The 20119-nt window shown below is 71.2% G+C and carries 19 protein-coding genes; 13 read left to right on the top strand and 6 right to left on the bottom strand.

From position 1 onward, the window contains the following. Positions 1-10 precede the first annotated feature (10 nt). The 4 genes from P0Y48_08190 to P0Y48_08175 all read left to right on the top strand — a co-directional run bounded on the left by P0Y48_08190 (position 11) and on the right by P0Y48_08175 (position 4225). Positions 11-508 carry a bifunctional nuclease family protein gene (locus tag P0Y48_08190; protein WEK12457.1) on the top strand — a complete coding sequence of 166 codons (498 nt, stop codon included), beginning with the start codon at positions 11-13 and terminating at the stop codon, positions 506-508. A 52-nt stretch (positions 509-560) separates the two neighbouring features. Beyond that, entirely contained in the window at positions 561-1520 is a 960-nt protein-coding gene (locus P0Y48_08185; GenBank protein ID WEK12456.1) for a squalene cyclase, read from the top strand. Between the two features lie 72 nt (positions 1521-1592). Further along, positions 1593-2912 (top strand): PLP-dependent transferase, encoded by a 1320-nt coding sequence (locus P0Y48_08180; GenBank protein ID WEK12455.1) that lies wholly within the window; start codon positions 1593-1595, stop codon positions 2910-2912. After that, complete coding sequence (locus P0Y48_08175) at positions 2909-4225, top strand: LLM class flavin-dependent oxidoreductase (protein ID WEK12454.1); 1317 nt, start codon at positions 2909-2911, stop codon at positions 4223-4225. The genes P0Y48_08180 and P0Y48_08175 overlap by 4 nt, the downstream gene beginning before the upstream one ends. Before the next feature lie 337 nt (positions 4226-4562). Here the strand turns inward: P0Y48_08175 and P0Y48_08170 are convergent, their stop codons facing one another. The 4 genes from P0Y48_08170 to P0Y48_08155 form a co-directional block, all read right to left on the bottom strand. Next, on the bottom strand, positions 4563-5480 hold the full coding sequence (locus P0Y48_08170; GenBank protein WEK12453.1) for an ABC transporter substrate-binding protein: 918 nt from the start codon (positions 5478-5480) through the stop codon (positions 4563-4565). A 68-nt stretch (positions 5481-5548) separates the two neighbouring features. Beyond that, positions 5549-6283 (bottom strand): ABC transporter permease, encoded by a 735-nt coding sequence (locus tag P0Y48_08165; GenBank protein WEK12452.1) that lies wholly within the window; start codon positions 6281-6283, stop codon positions 5549-5551. Continuing rightward, complete coding sequence (locus P0Y48_08160) at positions 6280-6960, bottom strand: ABC transporter permease subunit (protein WEK12451.1); 681 nt, start codon at positions 6958-6960, stop codon at positions 6280-6282. The genes P0Y48_08165 and P0Y48_08160 overlap by 4 nt, the downstream gene beginning before the upstream one ends. After that, a complete protein-coding gene (locus P0Y48_08155; protein WEK12450.1) occupies positions 6957-7811 on the bottom strand; it encodes an ATP-binding cassette domain-containing protein in 855 nt (284 codons plus the stop codon). Before P0Y48_08155 ends, P0Y48_08160 begins: the two co-directional genes overlap by 4 nt. Positions 7812-7906: 95 nt before the next feature. Between P0Y48_08155 and P0Y48_08150 the strand changes: the two genes are divergently transcribed. After that, positions 7907-9316, top strand: a complete 1410-nt coding sequence (locus P0Y48_08150; GenBank protein WEK12449.1) for an NAD(P)/FAD-dependent oxidoreductase — start codon at positions 7907-7909, stop codon at positions 9314-9316. 6 nt (positions 9317-9322) lie between these two features. On the opposite strand, the gene P0Y48_08145 is transcribed toward P0Y48_08150, so the two are convergent. Next, positions 9323-9691, bottom strand: coding sequence for an HNH endonuclease signature motif containing protein (locus P0Y48_08145; protein ID WEK12448.1), 369 nt, complete (start codon positions 9689-9691; stop codon positions 9323-9325). 31 nt (positions 9692-9722) lie between these two features. Beyond that, positions 9723-10439 carry a TetR family transcriptional regulator gene (locus P0Y48_08140; protein ID WEK12447.1) on the bottom strand — a complete coding sequence of 239 codons (717 nt, stop codon included), beginning with the start codon at positions 10437-10439 and terminating at the stop codon, positions 9723-9725. A 95-nt stretch (positions 10440-10534) separates the two neighbouring features. On the opposite strand from P0Y48_08140, the gene P0Y48_08135 reads away from it, so the two are divergent. From P0Y48_08135 to P0Y48_08100, 8 genes are all read left to right on the top strand, one after another. Next, entirely contained in the window at positions 10535-11188 is a 654-nt protein-coding gene (locus P0Y48_08135; protein WEK12446.1) for a DUF4386 domain-containing protein, read from the top strand. Between the two features lies 1 nt (position 11189). Further along, entirely contained in the window at positions 11190-12269 is a 1080-nt protein-coding gene (locus tag P0Y48_08130) for a crosslink repair DNA glycosylase YcaQ family protein (GenBank protein ID WEK12445.1), read from the top strand. A gap of 114 nt (positions 12270-12383) precedes the next feature. Continuing rightward, positions 12384-13589, top strand: a complete 1206-nt coding sequence (locus tag P0Y48_08125; protein ID WEK12444.1) for an ROK family transcriptional regulator — start codon at positions 12384-12386, stop codon at positions 13587-13589. After that, positions 13586-14557, top strand: coding sequence for a sugar ABC transporter permease (locus P0Y48_08120; GenBank protein ID WEK12443.1), 972 nt, complete (start codon positions 13586-13588; stop codon positions 14555-14557). Before P0Y48_08125 ends, P0Y48_08120 begins: the two co-directional genes overlap by 4 nt. Beyond that, positions 14550-15365: a carbohydrate ABC transporter permease gene (locus P0Y48_08115; GenBank protein WEK12442.1), complete on the top strand. Its 816-nt coding sequence runs from the start codon at positions 14550-14552 to the stop codon at positions 15363-15365. Before P0Y48_08120 ends, P0Y48_08115 begins: the two co-directional genes overlap by 8 nt. A gap of 48 nt (positions 15366-15413) precedes the next feature. After that, positions 15414-16664 carry a sugar ABC transporter substrate-binding protein gene (locus P0Y48_08110; protein ID WEK12441.1) on the top strand — a complete coding sequence of 417 codons (1251 nt, stop codon included), beginning with the start codon at positions 15414-15416 and terminating at the stop codon, positions 16662-16664. A gap of 98 nt (positions 16665-16762) precedes the next feature. Continuing rightward, on the top strand, positions 16763-17887 hold the full coding sequence (locus P0Y48_08105) for a glycoside hydrolase family 15 protein (GenBank protein WEK12440.1): 1125 nt from the start codon (positions 16763-16765) through the stop codon (positions 17885-17887). After that, entirely contained in the window at positions 17884-20118 is a 2235-nt protein-coding gene (locus P0Y48_08100; protein WEK12439.1) for a glycoside hydrolase family 31 protein, read from the top strand. The genes P0Y48_08105 and P0Y48_08100 overlap by 4 nt, the downstream gene beginning before the upstream one ends. Position 20119: the final 1 nt, after the last annotated feature.

The raw sequence follows: 20119 nt of genomic DNA, 5'->3' as shown, positions 1-20119 counted from the left end.
ACGATCGGAGGTGACCGTGGTCGAAGTGCGCGTGGCCGGCGTCGCCCTCGACGGTGCGGGGCAGCACGTCATCCTCCTCACGCCGATGGACGACGCCCAGGGCGACGGGCGTGTTCTGCCCATCTGGATCGGGGCGCAGGAGGCGACCTCGATTCTCATCGCGGTCGAGGGCGCCCAGGCGCCGCGGCCCCTCGCGCACGACCTCATGCGCGCGATGCTCGCCGAGACCGACACGGTCGTCGACCGCGTCGAGGTGACGCGTATCGAGGACGGCACGTTCTACGCCGAGATCACCCTCCTCACCCCCGGCGGGCCGCGGATCGTCGATGCCCGCCCGTCGGATGCCGTGGCCCTCGCGTCGCGGACGGGCGCGTCGGTGTTCGTCGCCGACGACGTGCTGGCCGAGGCCGGGGTGCCCGGCACGATCGTCGAGGGCGGCGAGGAGCAGCAGGTCGAGGAGTTCCAGCGATTCCTCGACGATGTCGACCCCGACGATTTCCGCGGCTGACGCAGCGACGAGGTCTGCCCTCCGTGTCGGGGCGTGGGCGTAGCGTGTCGGCATGATCACGCGGGACGTGCTGGACTGGTTGCTGGACTCCGACCCCACACTGCGCTGGCAGGTGGAGCGTGACCTCGCAGGCGCCCCGGCCGACGTATGGCGGGCGACGCGCGCCCGCATGGCGACGGAGGGCGATGCGGCGACGCTGCTCTCGCACCAGGATGCCGACGGGCAATGGGCCGGGGGCGCGTTCTTCCCGGGGGACATGACCGAGCCTCCTCCCGACGGCGAGCAGCCCTACACGGCGACCACCTGGACCCTGACCACTCTCCGCGAGTGGGGGCTCGATGCGGCCGTGCTCGCCGGAACCGGGGCGCTGCTGAGCCAGAACAGTCGGTGGGAGTACGACGACCTGCCGTACTGGGACGGCGAGGTGGATGTGTGCATCAACGCGATGACCCTCGCCAACGGCGCCTGGCTCGGTGAGGACATGTCGGAGCTGGCGGCCTGGTTCCCCGCCCACATCGTCTCCGACGGCGGCTGGGACTGCCAGTGGGTCGAGGGGTCGGTGCATTCGTCGTTCCACTCGACGATCAACGCGGTGCGGGGGCTGCTCGCCTACGAGAAGCTCACGGGAGACACCTCGGTGCGTGACGCGCGCCACAGCGGAGAGGGGTACCTGCTGCGTCGGCGGCTGCGCTACCGCCTCACGACCGGCGAGCGTGTGGGGCCGTGGGTCGATCTCATCGCCTACCCCTACCGAGCGCCCTTCACGCTGTTGAAAGCCGTCGATCACTTCATGGAGGCTGCGGTGCACGACGGCGTCGCACCCGACCCGCGCGCGGCGGAGGCGGTCGAGCGCCTGCGCTCGTCGCGGGGCGACGACGGCCGCTGGGAACAGGGCTGGCGTTTCGGAGGCGACACCTGGATCGCCCACGACGTGCCACCCGGTGAGCCCTCGCGGTGGGTGACGTTCCTCGCTCAGCGCGCGCTCGACCGATGGGATGCCGCGACGACGTAACACGGCGACACCGCGAGTAGGTGGCGCGGCCCCTCCCGACGCAAGATGGCTGTCGGCAAGGAGGGACACGTCATGGGCCGCAGGGGATTCACTACGAGGCAGGTCCACGAGCGCGGGCGCGCCGGGGCATCCTCTCCGCGGGCGACCCCGATCTACCTCACGGCGGGCTTCAGCTTCGACGAGTACGGCGATGCGGCCTCGCACTTCGGTGCGGGCGAGGGCTACGCGTACACCCGCATCGGCAACCCGACGATCGACGCCGTCGAGGGCGCGTTGGCGGAACTCGAGGGCGGTTCGCAGGCCCTGCTCCTGGCGAGCGGCCAGGCCGCCACGTCGGTCGCGCTGCTGAGCCTCGCTGCTGCAGGCGACCACATCGTCGTCTCGAACCACATCTACGAGGGCAGTCGCGGACTGATCCTCGACAACCTCTCCCGGTTCGGGATCGAGGCCGACTTCGTCGACGACATCGGCGACCCCGCGGCGTGGGAGGCGGCGATCCGCTCCGAGACGAAGGCGCTGTTCGCCGAGTCGATCTCCAACGCCACCAACCGCATCCTCGACATCGCCGCCGTCTCCGCGGTCGGGCGACGTCACGGCATCCCGCTCGTCGTCGACAACACCTTCGCCACCCCCTACCTGCTGCGACCGATCGAGCACGGCGCGGACGTCGTCGTGCACTCGGCCAGCAAGTTCCTCTCGGGCCAGGGAACCGTCATCGGCGGGGCGATCGTGGACAGCGGCCGGTTCGACGCGGCGCGATCGGGAGCGAAGTTCCCGCATCTCGTCGCGCCCGGTCGAGGCGGCACGGCCAGCCTCGTGGAGCGCACCGGGGGCGACGCGCGCATCGCGTACGCCCGCGAGAGCGTCGCGCCGCGCCTGGGTCCCACCCCCTCGCCGCTCAACGCCTTCTTCATCGGGCAGGGCATCGAGACGCTGAGCCTGCGGGTGGAGCGCCAGTCGGCGAACGCCCTCGCCGTGGCGACGTGGCTCGCCACGCACCCCGCGGTCGCCTCGGTGGACTATGCGGGCCTCCCTTCGCACCCCGATCACGCCCTGGCATCCGAGCTCCTGCCGGACGGGTACGGGTCGGTCTTCACGTTCACGGTGGCGGGGGATGCCGGTGATGCGCGCCGTGTCGTCGAAGCGCTCGACGTGTTCACCCACATGACGCACCTCGGCGATGTCCGCTCGCTCGTGCTCCACCCCGCCTCGACGAGCCACACCCACCTCACCGAGGCGGAGCGTCTCGCGCTCGGTGTCTTCCCCGGCACGCTGCGCCTGTCCATCGGCATCGAGGACGTCGACGACCTCATCGACGACCTCGGGCGTGCGCTGGCGGCCGGCGCAGCGTCCGTCGCTCCCGCCGTCGCCCGCGCGGAGGTCTCGGCATGAGCCGGCCGCAGCACTTCGGCTGGTTCCTCGCGCGCGGCTTCGGGCCGCACGGGTGGGGGCATCCCTACCTCGACTGGGACTGGCGGTGGACGTCGCCCGACCTTTATCAGCAGTCGGCGCGGGAACTGGAGCAGGCGGGCTTCGACTTCGTGCTCATCGAAGACGCCCCCTCGCTCGGATCGCCCGCCACGCTCGACACCCGCGTCCGTCACGCGTTCGGTGGCCCCAAGCACGACCCCCTCCTGCTGGCGCCGTACCTGTTCCAGGCGACGCGGCACCTCGGTGTCATCCCGACAGTGAACCCCGCGGCGTACCTGCCGTACACCGCGGCGAGGCAGTTCGCGAGTCTCCAGCACCTGAGCGGTCACCGCCTCGGGCTCAACGTCGTCACCGATACCGGCAGCGCCCGGCACTTCGGCGACGCACCGCAGCTCGGACACGACGCGGCATACGACCGCGCGGAGGAGTGGCTCGCCGGCATCCGCTCGCTGTGGCGCAGCTGGGGCGAGGGGGCCCTCGTGGCCGATCCGATCTCGGGCGTGTACGCCGACGGCACGCGGTTGGATGCCGTCCGCCACCGCGGCGAGTACTACGCGTTCGACGGTCCGCTCAACGCCGTGCCGTTCGAGCACGGCGAGCCCGTCATCGCGTCACCCGGAGGATCGGGTCGCGGCCTCGCGTTCGCCGGAGCGAACTCCGACGTGCAGCTGGCGCTGGCCCCGCTCACCGAGACGAGCATCCGCGAGTACCGGGCGCGCATCCATGCGGCCGCCGTCGAGCGAGGGCGTCGCCCCGAGGACATCACGATCCTCTTCGCGATCCAGCCCACGCTCGTCGCGAGCGCGGAGGAGGCGGACCGGCTGGTGGCCGCCGCCGCGCATCCCGACGACGCGGCGCTGAAGCTCATCGCCCAGCGCCAATCGAGCGATCTGGAAACCGACCTCACCGCGCTCGACCTCGACGCACCGCTCGATCCCGGCATCTTCGGCGAGCACGTCTCGCAGGGCAGCATCCGACGGCTGGTCGGCGACCGCGATGTCGCGACGACGCCCCTGCGCGCCCATCTGACCGCACTCGCTCGCCTCGGACGCATCTCCGACCGTTCGGGCTTCGTCGGCACGGCCGAGGAGTTCGCCGACCTCATCGAGGAACTGGGCGAGTGGGGCAACGACGGGGTGCTCCTGTGGGGAGACCTGCACCCGGTCACCGTCCACCGCACCCTCGACGAGCTCGTGCCCGTACTGCGACGCCGTGGCATCCTGCGGCGCGAGCAGATCGACGGCGGCCTACACGCGACGCTGCGCGCCTTCTGATTCGGGGGGCGTTTCGTCTCGGTGCTGCGCTCCTCGCTCAACGACCGGGGGTGGGTGTGGGGCGTTTCGTCTCGGTGCTGCGCTCCTCGCTCAACGACCGGGGGTGGGTGTGGGGCGTTTCGTCTCGGTGCTGCGCTCCTCGCTCAACGACCGGCGGCGGGGGTGGGGTACGGGTGCGGGCGTTTCGTCTCGGTGCTGCGCTCCTCGCTCAACGGCCGGGGTAGGTGTGGGGCGTTTCGGCTCGGTGCTGCGCTCCTCGCTCAACGACCGGTCGTGCCCCCGAGGACGACGAACGCCCCCGGAGAGTGTCCGGGGGCGTTCGCGGTGACGGGGTGTGTCAGTCGAGGCCGTTGGCGGCGAGCCAGTCGGTCGCGATGTCGGCCGACGAACGCTTGTCCTCGGTGGACTCGACGTTCAGGGCGACGAGGCCCTCAGGGGTGAGGGCGGCGCTGATCGGGTTGATGACGTCGGCGATCTCGTCGGCGATCGACTCGCTCACGAGCGGGACGACGTTGGACGCGAGGAACAGGCCCTTCGGGTCGGCGAGGGTGACGAGGTCGTTCGTCTGGATGCGCGGGTCGGCGCTGTAGACGTTGGCGACCTGGATGTTCCCCGCGACGAGCTCGTCGACGGTCGTGTCGGCGGTCGCGGAGAACGCGACGTCGACGCCGTAGACCGACTTCAGGCCCTTGGGACCGTACGGGCGCTCCTCGAGCTCGGGTGCGCCGCCGAGGGTGAGGTCGGCGATGCCGGCGAGGTCGCCGATCTCGGTGAGGTTGTTCTCAGCGGCGAACTCGGCCGTGACGTTGTAGGAGTCCTGGTCGGTGGCCGACGACTGGTCGAGCACGGTCAGGCCCTCGGGGAGCGCGTCGGCGAGGGCCGCGTAGACATCCTCGGATGCCGTGGCGGTGGTGGCCTCGTCGAAGAACTGCAGGAGGTTGCCCGTGTACTCGGGGATCAGCTGCACGCTGCCGTCTTCGAGCGACGGGATGTAGATGTCGCGCTGGCCGAGCTGGAACTTGCGCTCCACCGTGAAGCCGGCGTTCTCGAGGGCCTGGGCGTAGATCTCGGCGATGATCTCGTTCGAGTAGTACGCCTGCGAGCCGACGACGATGGTCGACGGCTCACCGGAGGCCGGCGGGGTGTTGCTGCTGTCGCCGCCGAGCGGGTCGGAGGTGGCGCAGCCGGCGAGGGCGAGGGCGGCCACCGTTGCCAGGCCGAGAGTGGCGGCGAGGCGGGTGCGGATGCGGGTCATGGTGCGGACCTTTCTGGATGGTGTGCAGATCTCGGAGTGAGCGGTGCTGTGGTGCGGGAGAGGGCGTCTCAGCCGGGGGCGTCGGCGACCTTATGCGGACGGAGGTAGGGCGTGCGGCCCTCCACGCCGCGGGGCAGCGCGACCCCGCGGGGGACGACGAGCCGCTGCAGGAGCGCGAAGAGGCCGTCGAGGGCGAGGGCGAGCGCGACGACGATGAGCGAGGCGCCGAGCACCTGGTCGAACCGGTTGAGCTGGATGCCCTGCAGGAAGTAGAAGCCGAGCCCGCCGAGCCCGGCGTACGCGGCGATGGTGACGGTGGCCACCACCTGGAGGGTGGCCGAACGGAGCCCGCCCATGAGGAGGGGAAGGCCGAGGGGAACCTCGATCTTCCACAGCACCTGCCACGGCGTCATGCCGACGGCCCGCCCGGCGTCGATCACCGCCCGGTCGATCGCCTCGAAGCCGGCGTAGGCCCCAGCGAGGATCGACGGGATGGCGAGCAGCACGAACGACACGACGGCCGCCTCGGTCTTGTGCACGACGCCGATGAGGAGCACCAGCAGCAGCAGGAGGCCGAGCGAGGGGAGCGCGCGGGCGGCACCGGAGAGGGCGACGGCGATCTCGCGCCCGCGACCGGTGTGGCCGATGAGCCAGCCGAGGGGGATGGCGATGAGGGCGGCGATGAGCACGGAGCCGAACGTGAACGCGAGGTGCTGCCAGATCGCGAGGGGAAGGGGCACCGACGAGCCGGTGAGGCGGTCGGGCGAGAAGATCCACGCGAACGCGTCGAGGAAGAGGTTCATGCGGTCGCCTCCGCGAGCACTCGGCGGGAGACCGCGCGCGACTCGCGCCGTCGCGGCTGCCAGGGCATGAGCACGCGGCCGAGCACCACGAGCAGCAGGTCGATGATGAGCGCCACTACCACGACGGCTACGACGCCGGAGAGCACCTCTTCGACGATGCGCCGCTGATATCCGTTGGTGAACAGGTAACCGAGGTTCTGCACGCCGATGAGGATGCCGACGGTCGCCAGCGAGATCGTCGAGGTGGCCGTCACGCGGAGGCCCGCGAGGAGCACGGGTCCGGACAGCGGGAAGTCGACCGCCCAGAACCGGCGCCACGGGCCGTAGCCCACCGCGACGGCCGACGCGCGCACGGCGGGATCGATCGAGTCGAGCCCGTCGGTGACCGACCGCGTCATGATCGCGACGCCGTAGACCGTGAGGGCGATGATGAGGTTCACCTCGGAGAGGAACGGGATGCCGAAGGCCCCGAGCAGGCCGAAGAGCCCGAGCGAAGGGATCGTGTAGAGGAGGCCGATGGTCGTGAGCGCGGCTCCGCGGAAGGGCGTGTAGCGCCAGGCGGCCCAGCCGAGCGGAACGGCGATGAGAAAGGACAGCACGATCGGGATCACGCTGTGACGGAGGTGGTCGAGCGTGAGGCCGCCGATGAGGTCGAGGTTGTCGAGGATCCAGGTCACGCGGGACCTCCCTCGCTTCCCTCGCTGCCGGCGTCGCCGTTCACGAGCACGCCCTGGGTGCGCCCCACGGCGTCGACGAGCACCGTGCCGCGCGGCGTGGTCTTGGCGCGCAGCGCGCGACTGCCGCGATCGACCCCGACGAATTCGGCGACGAAGTCGCTCGCGGGGTTCTCGATGATCTCGTCGGGGCTGCCGACCTGCGCGATCCGCGCGCCCTTCTCGAGGATCACGACCTGGTCGCCCAGCAGGAACGCCTCGTCGATGTCGTGCGTGACGAACACCACGGTCTTGTCGAGGTCGCGCTGGAGGCGTCGCGTCTCAGCCTGCAGCTCCTTGCGCACGATCGGATCGACGGCCCCGAACGGCTCGTCCATGAGGAGGATGTTCGGGTCGGCGGCGAGCCCGCGCGCCACCCCGACGCGCTGCTGCTGGCCGCCGGAGAGCTGCCGGGGGTACCGATCGGCCAGGCGCCGATCGAGACCCACGATGTCGAGGAGCTCGAGCGCGCGCTCACGAGCCTGCCGCTTCGGGGTGCCGGTGAGGACCGGGACGGTGGCGACGTTGTCGGCGACGGTGAAGTGGGGGAGGAGACCGGAATTCTGCAGGACGTAGCCGATGCCTCGGCGCAGCTGCACGGGATCGCGGTCGCGGATGCTCTCGCCGTCGATCGTGATGTCGCCGTCGGTGGGCTCCACGAGACGGTTGATCATGCGCAGCAGCGTGGTCTTGCCGCAGCCGGACGATCCGACGAACACGGTCGTCTTGTGTGCCGGGATCACGAGGCTGAAGTCGTCAACGGCGGTCGTGCCGTCAGGGAATCGCTTCGTGACGGCGCGGAACTCAATCGACATTTCGCCTCCGGGTCGGTCTGATCACCCAATCACACCCCAACGACATCGGCGAAGGGGGTGGCACACAGCGTCACACTTCCGGTAAGCGTGGTCGAGTGGATGCCGAAGAGTACGACCTGATCGTTATCGGAGCCGGCCCCGTCGGCGAGAACGTCGCCGACCGCGCCGTGCAGCGCGGCCTGAGCGCCGTCATCGTCGAGAGCGAGCTCGTCGGCGGTGAATGCTCCTACTGGGCGTGCATGCCGTCGAAGGCCCTGCTGCGGGCGGGAGCGGCGCTGCGCGCGGCGCGGAGCGCGCCGGGCGCGGCGGAGGCGGTGACCGGCGAGGTCGACGTCGCGGCGGTGCTGCGACGTCGCGACGAGATCGTGCACGAGTGGGACGACAGCGGCCAGGTGTCGTGGCTCGAGGGTGCCGGGATCGCCCTCGTCCGCGGACACGCACGCCTCTCGGGCGTGAAGGAGGTCGAGGTGGGCGACCGCCGGCTGCGGGCGCGGCATGCCGTCGCCGTCTGCACCGGCTCCGCCTCGCTCCTGCCCGACGTTCCCGGACTGGCGGATGCCGGGCTGTGGACGAGCCGCGAGGCCACCGGGGTGCGCGACGTTCCGGCATCCCTCGTCGTGATCGGCGGCGGCGTCGTCGCCGTCGAGATGGCCACCGCGTTCGCGTCGTTCGGCACGAAGGTCACGGTGCTCTCCCGGTCGGCGCTGCTGCGCGGCATGGAGACGTTCGTGGGCGACCGCGTCGCGGCGGGGCTGCGCGCCTCTGGCGTCGACCTGCGCCTCGGCGTCGAGACCTCCCGGGTCGACCGCACCGGCGGCGGTGAGGTCGTCGTGACGCTGACCGACGGGTCGGAGGTGCGGGCCGCGGAAGGGCTCGTCGCCACCGGGCGGGTGCCGCGCACGACCGATCTGGGACTCGAGTCGGTCGGGCTCGAGCCCGGCGCGTGGCTCGACGTCGACGACACCCTCCGCGTCCGCGGACACGACTGGCTGTACGCCGTCGGCGACGTGAACCATCGCGTGCTGCTCACCCACCAGGGGAAGTACCAGGCGCGGGCGGCGGGCGACGTCATCGCGGCCCGAGCGCGCGGCGGCGACATCGACGACGCGCCCTGGGGCGCCCACGCGGCGACCGCCGACCACCGCGCCGTGCCGCAGGTCGTCTTCAGCGAGCCGGAAGCTGCGGCCGTGGGTCTCACGGAGATCCAGGCGCGCGAGGCCGGCATCCCGGTGCGGGTGCTCGATTACGACCTCTCCTGGGTGGCCGGGGCGAGCACGTATGCACAGGATTACGTCGGGACGGCGCGCGCCGTCGTCGACGAGGAGCGCGGAGTGCTCGTGGGCGCGACGTTCGTCGGGCCCGACGTCGCCGAGATGCTCCATGCCGCCACGATCGCGATCGTGGGGGAGGTGCCGGTCGCCCGCCTGTGGCACGCCGTGCCGGCGTACCCGACGGTCAGCGAGGTCTGGCTGCGCTGGCTGGAGGCGTACGGGCGCCCGGAGTGAGTCCCGTCAGGCCGGAGGTCCGGACGCGGCTCGTAGGTTCGCGGCGATGCCGTACCAGGCCACGAGGAAGGCGGGCTCGTCGAGGCGCCGCCGCCGCATCCACACGGTGACCTCCTCGTTGCTCTTGCTGGCGTTGCACGAACGGCACGCGGGGACGACATTGTCGAGCGTGTAGCGACCGCCGCGCGAGATCGGCAGCACGCAGTCCTTCTGGAGCGCCACCCCGTCGGCGCCGCAGTAGGCGCACCGTGCCCACGCCTCGAGGATGTCGAACCACTCGGCATCCGTCAGGTCGCTGCCCGACGCCGCCACGCGGCGTGCGCGTCGCCGCGATGCGCGAGCGCGCCGACTCTGCGACGGCCTGGGCGTACTCATGCCCCGACCGTAGCGCCGGCCGATCGGCGGCTCACGCCGACGCGCGCGGGACGTCGGAACGCCACCCCGCCGCGTGCAGACGCTCGATGGCGTCCAGGAGCAGGTCGAGCGTGAAGTCGAACTCGGCATCGGGGACACACGCCCCCGATGGATGCCGGGCGGCCGCATCCGCGGCGACCGCCGCCACGTGAGGGTAGCGCTCCGCCATCGCCCGCTGCGTCTCGGCATCCGGGGTTTCGGCAGTCGGGGCATCGGGGGTCCGATCGGGTCCGCCGGTCGGGGCGGTGAAGGCCTCCGGCGAGAACCCCCAGATGCGGCTCCCGAGGGCGTGCATCGCGTGGTGGACCAGGTCGGCCGACAGGCCGGAGCGGAAGAGGTCGCCGGCGACGGCATCCATGTGGGCGAGCACCGTCGGGGTGGGGGAGGTCGCGGCCTCGATGGCGCCGCGGAGCCACGGATGCCGCCCCACGGCCGCTCGCGCCGACGCGATGCGGGCCGTGATGCTGTCGCGGGCTCCGAGATCGGCGGCGGGGGCGGCGAACCCGGCGACGACGGCGTCGATCATGCCCGCGACGAGGTCGTCCTTGTCGGCGACGTGTTTGTAGAGGGCCATAGGGACCACGCCGAGCCGCGTCGCGAGGCCGCGCATGCTGAGTGCCGCGAGCCCGTCGGCGTCGGCGGCGTCGATCGCCGTCGCGATGACGCGCGCGCGATCCAGTGGGACGCGGGCGGTCGCGGGTGCGGGCATGGGTCCATTGTCGGGCACTTGCCGAAGTGTACGCCGTACACCTACGATGACGACAGAGGTGTACGCCGTACACCGCCGACTCGGAGGGCTCTCCTATGACCGATCGCCGCCTCGCGCGCACCGCCGGCATCCTGTACCTGCTCACGTTCGCCACCTCCATCCCGGCGCTGGCCCTCAAGAGTCCTGTCCTCGCCGGATCGACCGCCGCCGACGCCGCGACACTGGCGCGCGCGGGGGCGCTGCTGGAGGTCGTCCTCGCGGTGGCCTGCGTCGGGACGGCGGTCGCCCTCTTCCCCCTCCTGCGCCGTGCGGTGCCCGCGCTCGCGCTCGGCTTCGTCGCCTCGCGGGTGCTGGAGGCGGGACTCGTGCTCCTCGGGATCGCCGCGCTCCTGGTGGTCGTCACGACGGGCGACCCCGCCGCCGTCGCCCTCCACGACGCGGCGTTCCTCCTCGGGCCGGGGCTCCTCCCGGCTGTGAACGCGCTGCTCCTGGGCACCGCCCTGCTCCGCACGCGGCTCGTCCCACGCCTCATCCCCGTCGTCGGACTGATCGGTGCGCCGCTGCTCCTCGTCTCTGCCGGCGCGACGCTGCTCGGCGTGTTCGACCAGGTCTCCCCGGTCGCCGCGCTGCTCGCGCTGCCGATCGCGGTGTGGGAGTTCGCGCTGGGGGTGTGGCTCACGGTGCGTGCGGTGCCCGGAACGCCGCGTCGCTCCCCGTCGCAGCGTCGGGGGGCGCCGGTACTGTCGTGACATGCACCGCCTCTCGAAGGACGATGCGCGCCGACTCGCCGTGCGCGCGCAGCTGCTCGACGCGCAGCGCCCGGGAGACGTCGTCGAGGTGGCCGAGCAGCTCGGGTCGCTCAAGATCGACCCGACCGCGACGATCGCCCCCGCCGAGCAGACGATCCCCTGGAGCCGGATCGGCTGGTCGTACGAGCCGGGTCAGCTGAGCAAGTCCGTCGAGCAGGACCGGTTGCTCTTCGAGCACGACGGGCACTTCCACGCGGCGAGCCTCATGCCGGCGATGGTGGCGCGGATGCGCGGCCGGGTCTTCCGCGCGCAGGCCACGGAGTGGCTGGCCGCCAATGCGCGCTTCCGCGCCGACGTGCTGGCGAAGCTGCGCGCCGACGGGCCGCTGCTGGCCTCGGAGATCGCCGACTCCAGTCAGGTCGCGCACAAGGACGAGGCGGGCTGGTACGGCTCCAATCAGGTGCCGCGCATGCTCGAACTGCTCTCCTACGTCGGCGAGGTCGGCATCGTACGGCGGGAGGGGCGCCAGCGGGTGTGGGACATCGGCGAGCGCGTCTACCCCGCCGACCTCCCGGTGCCGTCGTACGAGGAGGCCGGGCACCTGCTCGAGGCGCGGCGGCTGCAGGCGGCCGGCATCGCGAAGCGGAAGTCGCCGTGGACGCCCGTCGGGGATGCCGGGGAGCCGGCGACCGTCGAGGGCAGCACGTGGGCGTGGCGGGTCGATCCGGCGGCCATCGCGTCGCTCGACGACGACCCCGGTGGACGTGTCGCGATCCTGAACCCGTACGACGGGATGCTGTTCGACCGGCCGCGGCTCCGGGAGCTCTTCGAGTTCGACTACGTCCTGGAGCAGTTCAAGCCCGCCTCGCAGCGGAAGTTCGGGTACTTCGCGCACCCGATCCTGCTCGGCGACCGGTTCGTCGGTCAGCTCGATGCGCAACTGGACAAGAAGAAGGAGACCCTCGTGGTCTCCACGGTGCATGAGATGACGCCGCTGGATGACGAGGAGGTCGAGATGATCCGGTCCGAGATCCTCGACCTGGGGGAGTGGTTGGGCGTTCCCGTCGTCGGTCTGCGCTGAGCCGCCTCGCTGAGGGCCCTCGGACACAGCTCCTCCGCGCCGTGTCGAAACTGATGCTTGACGCGACCGCCACTTACTTCTACGGTTTATTCAGTCATAAACAAAGGGGTTACCGTGGCGGCAGTTCGGAGTCAGGCGGACGTCAATCGCACCGCGATCCTGGCGCATCTCGGAGCGCAGGGCTCGACGTCGCGCGCCGACCTCGCCCGAGCGCTCGCCGTCTCGCCTGCGCTCGTGACCCAGCTCACGCGCGATCTTCTCGCCGACGGTCTGATCGAAGAGCTCGAGGTCGCCAGCAGCGGCGGCCGCCCGGCCCGCCTCCTGGGTCTCGTGGCCACCGATCTCGCCGCGGTCGGCGTGAAGGTCGCCCCCGACCACGTCGCCTTCGTCGAGGTCGGCGTCGACGGCATCGTCCGCCGTGCCGACGTGCAGCCGTTCGACGCGGTCTCGCCGCTCGCGGCATCCCACCTCATCGACGCCGTCCGCCGCTTCATCGACGGGCGCGGCGCCGGTCGCCTCCTCGGCATCGGCGTGGGGCTCCCCGGCACGGTGGCCCAGCAGGGCATCGGAGTCGTGGACTCCACACAGCTCGGCTGGGTGCAGGTGCCCCTCGGCGAGCAGCTGCGCCGCGCGCTCCACCTGCCCGTCGTCGTCGAGAACAACGTCAACGCGCTGAGCGCCGCCGAGCAGCTCTTCGGCCACGGCCGGAACCTGCGCAACGTCCTCGTCGTGACGGTGGGCAACGGCGTCGGGGCGGGACTCATCGCCGACGGTGCGATCGTCCGCGGACGATCCGGCGGGGCCGGCGACTTCGGTCACACGCCCGTGCGCGAAGACGGTCCCCTCTGCCAGTGCGGCAATCGCGGATGCCTCGAGGCCATCATCGGACAGGGCGCCCTCGTCACCGACGCCCGCTCGATCCGGCTCATCGGGGCGGAGGAGGGCATCGACGAGTTGCGCGCCCTCGCGGACGCGGGCAACAGCGAAGCCCGCGAGATCTTCGCGCACGCGGGGCACCAGCTCGGCAGGGCGATGGCGGGTGCGGTGAACCTGCTCGACCCCGAGGCCGTCGTCCTCTCGGGAGAGGGCGTGCAGGCGTGGTCGCATTGGCAGGATGCCTTCGACGCAGCGCTGCGCAACGCGCTCGTCCCGGGGAAGCGCGGGGTGTCCGTCGAGGTCGAGCGGTGGGACGACGATCGCTGGGCGCAGGGGGCTGCCGCCCTCGTGCTCGCGACCCCGTTCGACGCGCAAGGCGTCGCGGGCGACCAGGGTCGCCTCGTTCGCGAGCGCCTCGTCGCCGCCGTGGAGAAGCGACCGTGAGCGTCGCACTGACGGCACGCGCCGCGGCGGAGGGCGCGACCACGCAGCGACCGACCGGACCGGGTGCGCCGGTGCAGCGGCGCGGGATGCCGGGGCGCCGACGCCTCCGGTACGCGCTGACGGTCGCCGTCTTCCTCCTCCCGAGTCTCGTCCCGCTCCTGGCGTTCGTCATCGGTCCGATGCTCAGCGCGGCATGGACGAGCCTCCACTCGTGGAATCTGATCGGCCCCATGCAGTGGGTCGGGCTGGACAACTACGCGCACCTCCTCACCGACCCCGCCACGCGCGACGCGTTCCTGCACACGCTGTACTACATCGCCGGCTACCTCCCGATCGTCTATGTCGGCGGACTCGCGCTGGCGCTCGCGCTCAACGCGCGACTGCGGGGCCGGGCGGTGCTCCGCGGCGTGTACTTCCTGCCCGTCATCACGAGCTGGGTCGTCGTCGCTCTCGTGTGGCGGTGGCTGCTGAGCCCGAGCAACGGTGTCGTCAACAGCGTGCTCGCCTGGTTCGGCATCGAGGGGCCCGGCTGGTGGGCCGATCCGGCCTGGTCGATGCCGTCGATCATCCTCGCCTCGGCGTGGAAGGACCTCGGATTCGTCATGGTGATCCTGCTCGCCGGCCTGCAGTCGATCAATCCCGACCTGTACGAGGCGGCGCAGCTCGACGGCGCGGGACCGTGGCGGCGACTGGTCAGCGTCACCCTCCCGATGCTGTCGCCGTCGACGTTCTTCGTGATCGTGCTGTCGCTCATCAACGGGTTCCAGGTCTTCGACCAGGTCTACGTGATGACCGGGGGCGGGCCGAACAACTCGAGCCAGGTGATCGTGCAGCAGGTCTACGACCTGACGTTCCGCTACGGGCAGGCGGGCATGGCATCCGCCCTGTCCTGGCTCCTGTTCTTCGTCATCATGATCGTCACGCTGGTGCAGTTCGCCGGTCAGAAGCGGTGGGTGAACTATGACTAAGCCGCTGCCGCGCCTCGCGCTGTACGTCGTGCTCGTCGCGGGAGCACTCATCATGGTGTTCCCCTTCGTGTGGACCGTGGTCACCTCGATCACCCCCGGCGCCACCCTGACCACGACGCCGACGCTCGTGCCCGCGAACCCCTCGCTCTCGCCCTACGCCGAGCTGTTCGATCGCGTGCCGTTCGCGAGGGTCATCGCCAACTCGCTGCTCATCGCGATCGCCAGCACGCTGCTCCAGCTGATCACGAGCGCCATGGCGGCGTACGTCTTCGCGCGGATGCCGTTCCCCGGTCGCGGCGCGCTGTTCGTCGTGTACCTCGCGACCATGATGATCCCGTTCCAGGTGCTGATCGTCCCGCTGTTCGCGGAGATGAAGGCCCTCGGCCTCATCAACACGTACGTCGGCGCGATCCTCCCCACGATCGCGACCGCCTTCGGGGTGTTCCTGCTCCGGCAGGCGATCACGAGCGTTCCGTACGACCTGGACCAGGCGGCGACGCTCGACGGGGCGGGGCACTTCCGGATCTTCGTGCAGATCATCTTGCCGCTCATCCGCCCGGCCCTCGCCACGCTCGCCGTGTTCGCGTTCCTCAACACGTGGAACAGCTTCCTGTGGCCGCTGATCATCCTCCGCGACCCGCTCATGCAGACACTCCCCGTGGCCCTCACCAGCCTGCAGGGCCAGTACTCCACCCAGTGGGACGTGCTGATGGCCGGGTCCGTGATCAGCATCATCCCGATGTTCGCCCTTTACGTCTTCGCCCAGAAGTACATCGTCCAGGGCGTCGCCGGTGCCGGCCTGAAGTAGGCGCGGCACCACCTGCACCACCACCCGAATCAAAGGAGATCGCACCACATGTACCGCAAGACCGCTCTTGCCGCCGGCGCCCTCGCCGCAGCCTCGCTGCTGGCCGTCACCGGCTGCACGTCCTCGGCGACGCCGAGCCCCGACGCGACCGACGAGGAGGTGACGATCAGCTACGCCAACTTCATCTCGAACGGCGGCAACGAGGAGAACCTCCAGACGATCGTCGACGCCTTCGAGAAGGCCAACCCGGGCATCAAGGTCGATGTCACGACCACCGACTACGCCAACTACTTCACGCAGCTGCAGACCGACCTCGCCGCCGGGACGCAGGCCGACGTCTTCGACGTGGATGCCGGTGCGTTCGCCAACATCCAGGCGTCGGGGGTGCTCGCGCCTCTCGACGGCGTCGACACCTCGCTGTACCGCGCGGGCGTGCTCGACACGTACGCCGTCGACGGGACGCAGTATGGTCTGCCGTCGTCGTTCTCGAACGTCGTCCTGTTCTACAACAAGGAGCTGTTCGACGCGGCGGGCGTGGACTACCCGACGTCGGATTGGACCTGGGCCGACGAGAAGGCCGCCGCCGAGAAGCTCACCGATAAGGACGCGGGCGTGTGGGGCGACTACCAGCCGATCTCGTACTACGAGTACTACAAGACCGTCCAGCAGGCCGGCGGCAGCTTCCTGGCTGACGGTGCCGCAGGGTTCGGCTCGGATGCCGGGCAGGCAGCCGCGGAGTGGCTGACGGGCAAGTCGGGCACCGTCATGCCCACCGCCGCCGACGGAGCGGGAACCCCCGACTTCGACACCAACCTCTTCAAGGAGGGGAAGCTGGCGATGTGGCACACGGGCATCTGGATGATCAGCCTCGTGGGCGACCTGCCGTTCGAGTGGGACATCGCCGTCGAGCCGGGTGACACCCAGAAGGCCAGCGCCACCTTCTCCAACGCGGTCGTCGTGTCGCAGTCCAGCGAGCACCAGGAGGCGGCGCAGAAGTGGGCGCAGTTCCTCACGAGCTCGAAGGAGATGGTCGACGTGCGCCTGAACGCAGGATGGGAGCTGCCGGCCATCAGCGACGAGTCGCTGCTCGCGCCGTACCTCGAGAAGACGCCCCCGGCCAACCGGATCGCCGTGTTCGACTCCCTCGAGAACGTCGCCGAGGCGCCGCAGCTCGGCGCGAACGCGACTCAGATCCAGGATGCCGTGGGTAACGCCCTCGGTGAGATCGCCGCGGGGCGTGCGACGGTGGCCGACGCCATCCCGGCGCTCGCGACCGAGGTCGACGGCCTGCTGCCGTGACCTGCGCCGCGGCGGACGGGGAGGCTCCCGTCCGCCGCGGCCGTACGCCCACCCCACGCCGCTCCCGCCGCACCCGCCGCTTTCGAACCGAGGACCCCGTGCCCGTGACACCCCCCGACGCCGCCGCGCTCGCCGCCCACAGCCTCCGGCTCATCACCGGCCTGCAGACGCCCGAGGGCGCCTACCCCGCGAGCCCGTCCTTCTCCGCCTACCGCGGCTATTGCTGGTTCCGCGACGGCGCGTTCATCGCCGACGCGGCGTCGGCGGCCGGCGAGATCGCCTCCGCGGAGCGGTTCTTCGACTGGTGCGCGCGCGTGCTGGTCGCACGGGCCGATCACATCCGCTGGATCGTCGCGGAGAGCGAGGCGGGTCGCCCGCCCGCCGCCGAGCGCATGCTTCCGGCGCGCTACACCTTCTCCGGTGACGACGGTGCCGACGAGTGGTGGGACTTCCAACTCGACGGCTACGGAACGTGGCTGTGGGCCCTCCGCGCGCACGCCGAAAGGCACGGCACCGACCTTTCCCGCTGGGCGGATGCCGTGGAGCTGACGGTGGACTACCTCGTCGCCTCGTGGCAGCGCCCCTGCTACGACTGGTGGGAGGAGCATGCGATGCACGTGCACGTCTCGACGCTCGCGTGTGTCGCCGCCGGACTCGACGCCGCCCGGCCGCAGCTCTCCGGCGCACGCGCCGAGCGAGCCGCGACCTCGTCCGCCGCGATCGTCGAGCTCATGCGGACGGAGGGCACGCTCGACGGGCGGCTGCGCAAGTGGCTCGGGAGCACCGCCGTCGACGGCAGCCTCGCCGCGGCCATCGCGCCGCTCGAGGTGATCCCTGCGACCTCGCCGCTCGGCGCAGAGACGATCCGTGTGCTCGAAGCCCACCTGACGGTCGACGGGGGCGTGCACCGCTTTCTCGGCGACACGTTCTTCGGCGGCGGGCAGTGGCCGCTCCTGACCTGCTTCCTGGGGCTCGCCCAGCTCGCGGCGGGCGACCGCGCCAGGGCGCAGGAGCTCTTCACGTGGGCAGCATCGACCGCCACCGACGACCTCGATCTGCCCGAGCAGGTACCCGGCCACCTCATCGCGCCCGGCATGAGGCAGGAGTGGATCGACCGGTGGGGCACGGTGGCCACCCCGCTCCTGTGGAGCCACGCCATGCTGCTCCGCCTCGGCCTCGCCCTCGACCTCTTCACTCCCGATTCCCTGAAGGACCCCCGATGATCCGCCACCGCCCGGCCGGCTCCGGCCACCCCTATTCCGTCGACACCGAGCAGCGGCATCCCGTCGTCCCCGAAACCGGGAACACGGCCACCCTCGGCGTCCGCGCCGACGGCGAGGTGACCGCGGTGACGTGCCTGCTGGAGTGGGTGCCCGACGACGGGAGCGACGGCGACGAGACCGTGCTCGACCTCGCGCCGGTCGCGACGACGTCGCGAGGGCGCCTCACCGACGGCGGTCACCTGGCGTCGGCGCAGAGCCGTCGCGCGCGAGCCGTGGGCGGCTGGCAGGTCACGACGCCCGCGCTGCGGTCGGGCGGACGCTACCGCTACCGCTTCACGGCGACCTCCCGCACCGGGCGCCGCGAGCAGTCGCGGACGTTCTCCTTCCGGGCCGCGATCTGGCAGGACGCCCCCGAGGCCGTGGTCGAGACGGGTCGATCCCGCGTCGTCGCGGGATCGGTGCAGCGACTCCACGACGGTGAGCGGGCGTGGCGGGTGCGGTTCGCGCTCCCGCTCGCGGCGGGCGAGCGGGTGACGGGCTTCGGCGAGCGCTTCGACACGCTCGACCACACCGGTTCCGACCTCGACTCCGTCGTCTTCGAGCAGTACAAGAGCCAGGGTGCGGAGCGGAAGACCTACCTCCCCATGCCGTTCGCGCACGTCGTGGGCAGCGAGGGGTGGGGCTTCCACGTCGACACGTCGCGGCGCGTGTGGTTCGACCTGGGCCGGACGGATGCCACCCGGATCGCGGTGGAGACGGAGACCGGTGCCGACGGGGTCGCCGATCTGCGACTGTTCGACGGCGCCCCGACCGACGTGCTGAGTGCGTTCCTCGATCGTGTCGGTCGCGCGGAGGAGCTTCCGGACTGGGTGTTCCGGCTCTGGGCGTCGGGAAACGAGTGGAACACGCAGGCGGAGGTGATGCGGCAGATGGACTTGCACGTCGCGCACGACACCCCCGTCGGTTCCGTCGTCATCGAGGCCTGGAGTGACGAGTCGACGTTCACGGCGTTCCGCGACGCGCAGTACGAGGTCTCCGCCGACGGGGCGCCGCATCGGCTCGACGACTTCACGTTCCCGGCCGACGGTGCCTGGCCCGACCCTCGCGGGATGATCGACGAGCTGCACGGCCGTGACGTGCGCCTGCACCTCTGGCAGATCCCCCTGCTGAAGATGCGGCCGCACCCGACGGGTCAGCTGGCTGCCGACGCGCGGGCGGCGATCTCCGAGGGTGTGCTCATCCGCGAACCCGACGCCCGAGGACGGCTCCGGCCGTACCGCAACCGCGGCTGGTGGTTCCCGCTGTCGCTCATGCCCGACCTCACCGATGAGGGCGCCGCGCGCTGGTGGACCGAGAAGCGCCGGTACCTCGTCGAGGAGCTGGGTGTGGACGGTTTCAAGACCGACGGCGGGGAGCACGCGTGGGGTGCTGAGCTCGTCTACCTCGACGGGCGGCACGGCGACGAGAAGAACAACACCTTCCCCGTGGCGTACGCGGCCGCGTACGGCGAGCTGCTGCGTTCGGCCGGGAAGGCGCCGGTCACGTTCAGTCGTGCGGGGTTCACGGGCTCGCAGGCCCACGGCGCGTTCTGGGCCGGCGACGAGAACTCCACGTGGGAGGCGTTCGCCTGGTCGATGAACGCGGGACTGTCGGCGGCGTCGGCGGGCATCGTCTACTGGGGCTGGGACATCGCCGGATTCTCGGGAGAGATCCCCGATTCCGAGCTGTACATCCGGGCATTCCAGGCGTCGACGTTCGTGCCGATCATGCAGTACCACTCCGAGTTCAACCATCACCGCACGCCGTCGCGCGACCGCACGCCGTGGAACATCGCCGAGCGCACGGGTGACGACCGCGTGCTCGCGCTGACGCGAACCTTCACCCACCTGCGCGAGCGGCTCGTGCCCTACCTGGCCGCGTCCGCTCGGGAGACGATCGCGACCGATCGGCCCCTCATGCGCCCGCTGTTCTTCGACGACCCGCAGGCGTGGGATGCCGTGGGCGACACCACCCAGTGGATGCTGGGCGCCGACCTCCTGGTGGCCCCCGTGCTCGCGCCCGGCGCACGCACACTGGACGTATGGATTCCGGAAGGGGAGTGGGTGGACGCGTGGTCGGGTGAGCCCGTCGCCTCCGGTGCCCGCGTGAGCGTGCCGGTGTCGATCGAGCGGATCCCCGTGTTCGTCCGCGCGGGCTCTCAGGTCCAGCACGCGTTCGCCGACGTACAGTGAA

The sequence above is a fragment of the Candidatus Microbacterium phytovorans genome (assembly GCA_029202445.1).
GTDB lineage: Bacteria > Actinomycetota > Actinomycetes > Actinomycetales > Microbacteriaceae > Microbacterium > Microbacterium phytovorans.
This window is presented reverse-complemented; position numbering and strand designations above follow the sequence as displayed.

Coding starts and splice junctions, on each gene's coding strand:
- P0Y48_08115 (WEK12442.1), top strand. CDS start 14,550: ATGACTAAGCCGCTGCCGCGCCTCGCGCTGTACGTCGTGCTCGTCGCG.
- P0Y48_08140 (WEK12447.1), bottom strand. CDS start 10,439: ATGCCCGCACCCGCGACCGCCCGCGTCCCACTGGATCGCGCGCGCGTC.
- P0Y48_08155 (WEK12450.1), bottom strand. CDS start 7,811: ATGTCGATTGAGTTCCGCGCCGTCACGAAGCGATTCCCTGACGGCACG.
- P0Y48_08100 (WEK12439.1), top strand. CDS start 17,884: ATGATCCGCCACCGCCCGGCCGGCTCCGGCCACCCCTATTCCGTCGAC.
- P0Y48_08135 (WEK12446.1), top strand. CDS start 10,535: ATGACCGATCGCCGCCTCGCGCGCACCGCCGGCATCCTGTACCTGCTC.
- P0Y48_08185 (WEK12456.1), top strand. CDS start 561: ATGATCACGCGGGACGTGCTGGACTGGTTGCTGGACTCCGACCCCACA.
- P0Y48_08165 (WEK12452.1), bottom strand. CDS start 6,283: ATGAACCTCTTCCTCGACGCGTTCGCGTGGATCTTCTCGCCCGACCGC.
- P0Y48_08180 (WEK12455.1), top strand. CDS start 1,593: ATGGGCCGCAGGGGATTCACTACGAGGCAGGTCCACGAGCGCGGGCGC.
- P0Y48_08110 (WEK12441.1), top strand. CDS start 15,414: ATGTACCGCAAGACCGCTCTTGCCGCCGGCGCCCTCGCCGCAGCCTCG.
- P0Y48_08130 (WEK12445.1), top strand. CDS start 11,190: ATGCACCGCCTCTCGAAGGACGATGCGCGCCGACTCGCCGTGCGCGCG.
- P0Y48_08170 (WEK12453.1), bottom strand. CDS start 5,480: ATGACCCGCATCCGCACCCGCCTCGCCGCCACTCTCGGCCTGGCAACG.
- P0Y48_08175 (WEK12454.1), top strand. CDS start 2,909: ATGAGCCGGCCGCAGCACTTCGGCTGGTTCCTCGCGCGCGGCTTCGGG.
- P0Y48_08145 (WEK12448.1), bottom strand. CDS start 9,691: ATGAGTACGCCCAGGCCGTCGCAGAGTCGGCGCGCTCGCGCATCGCGG.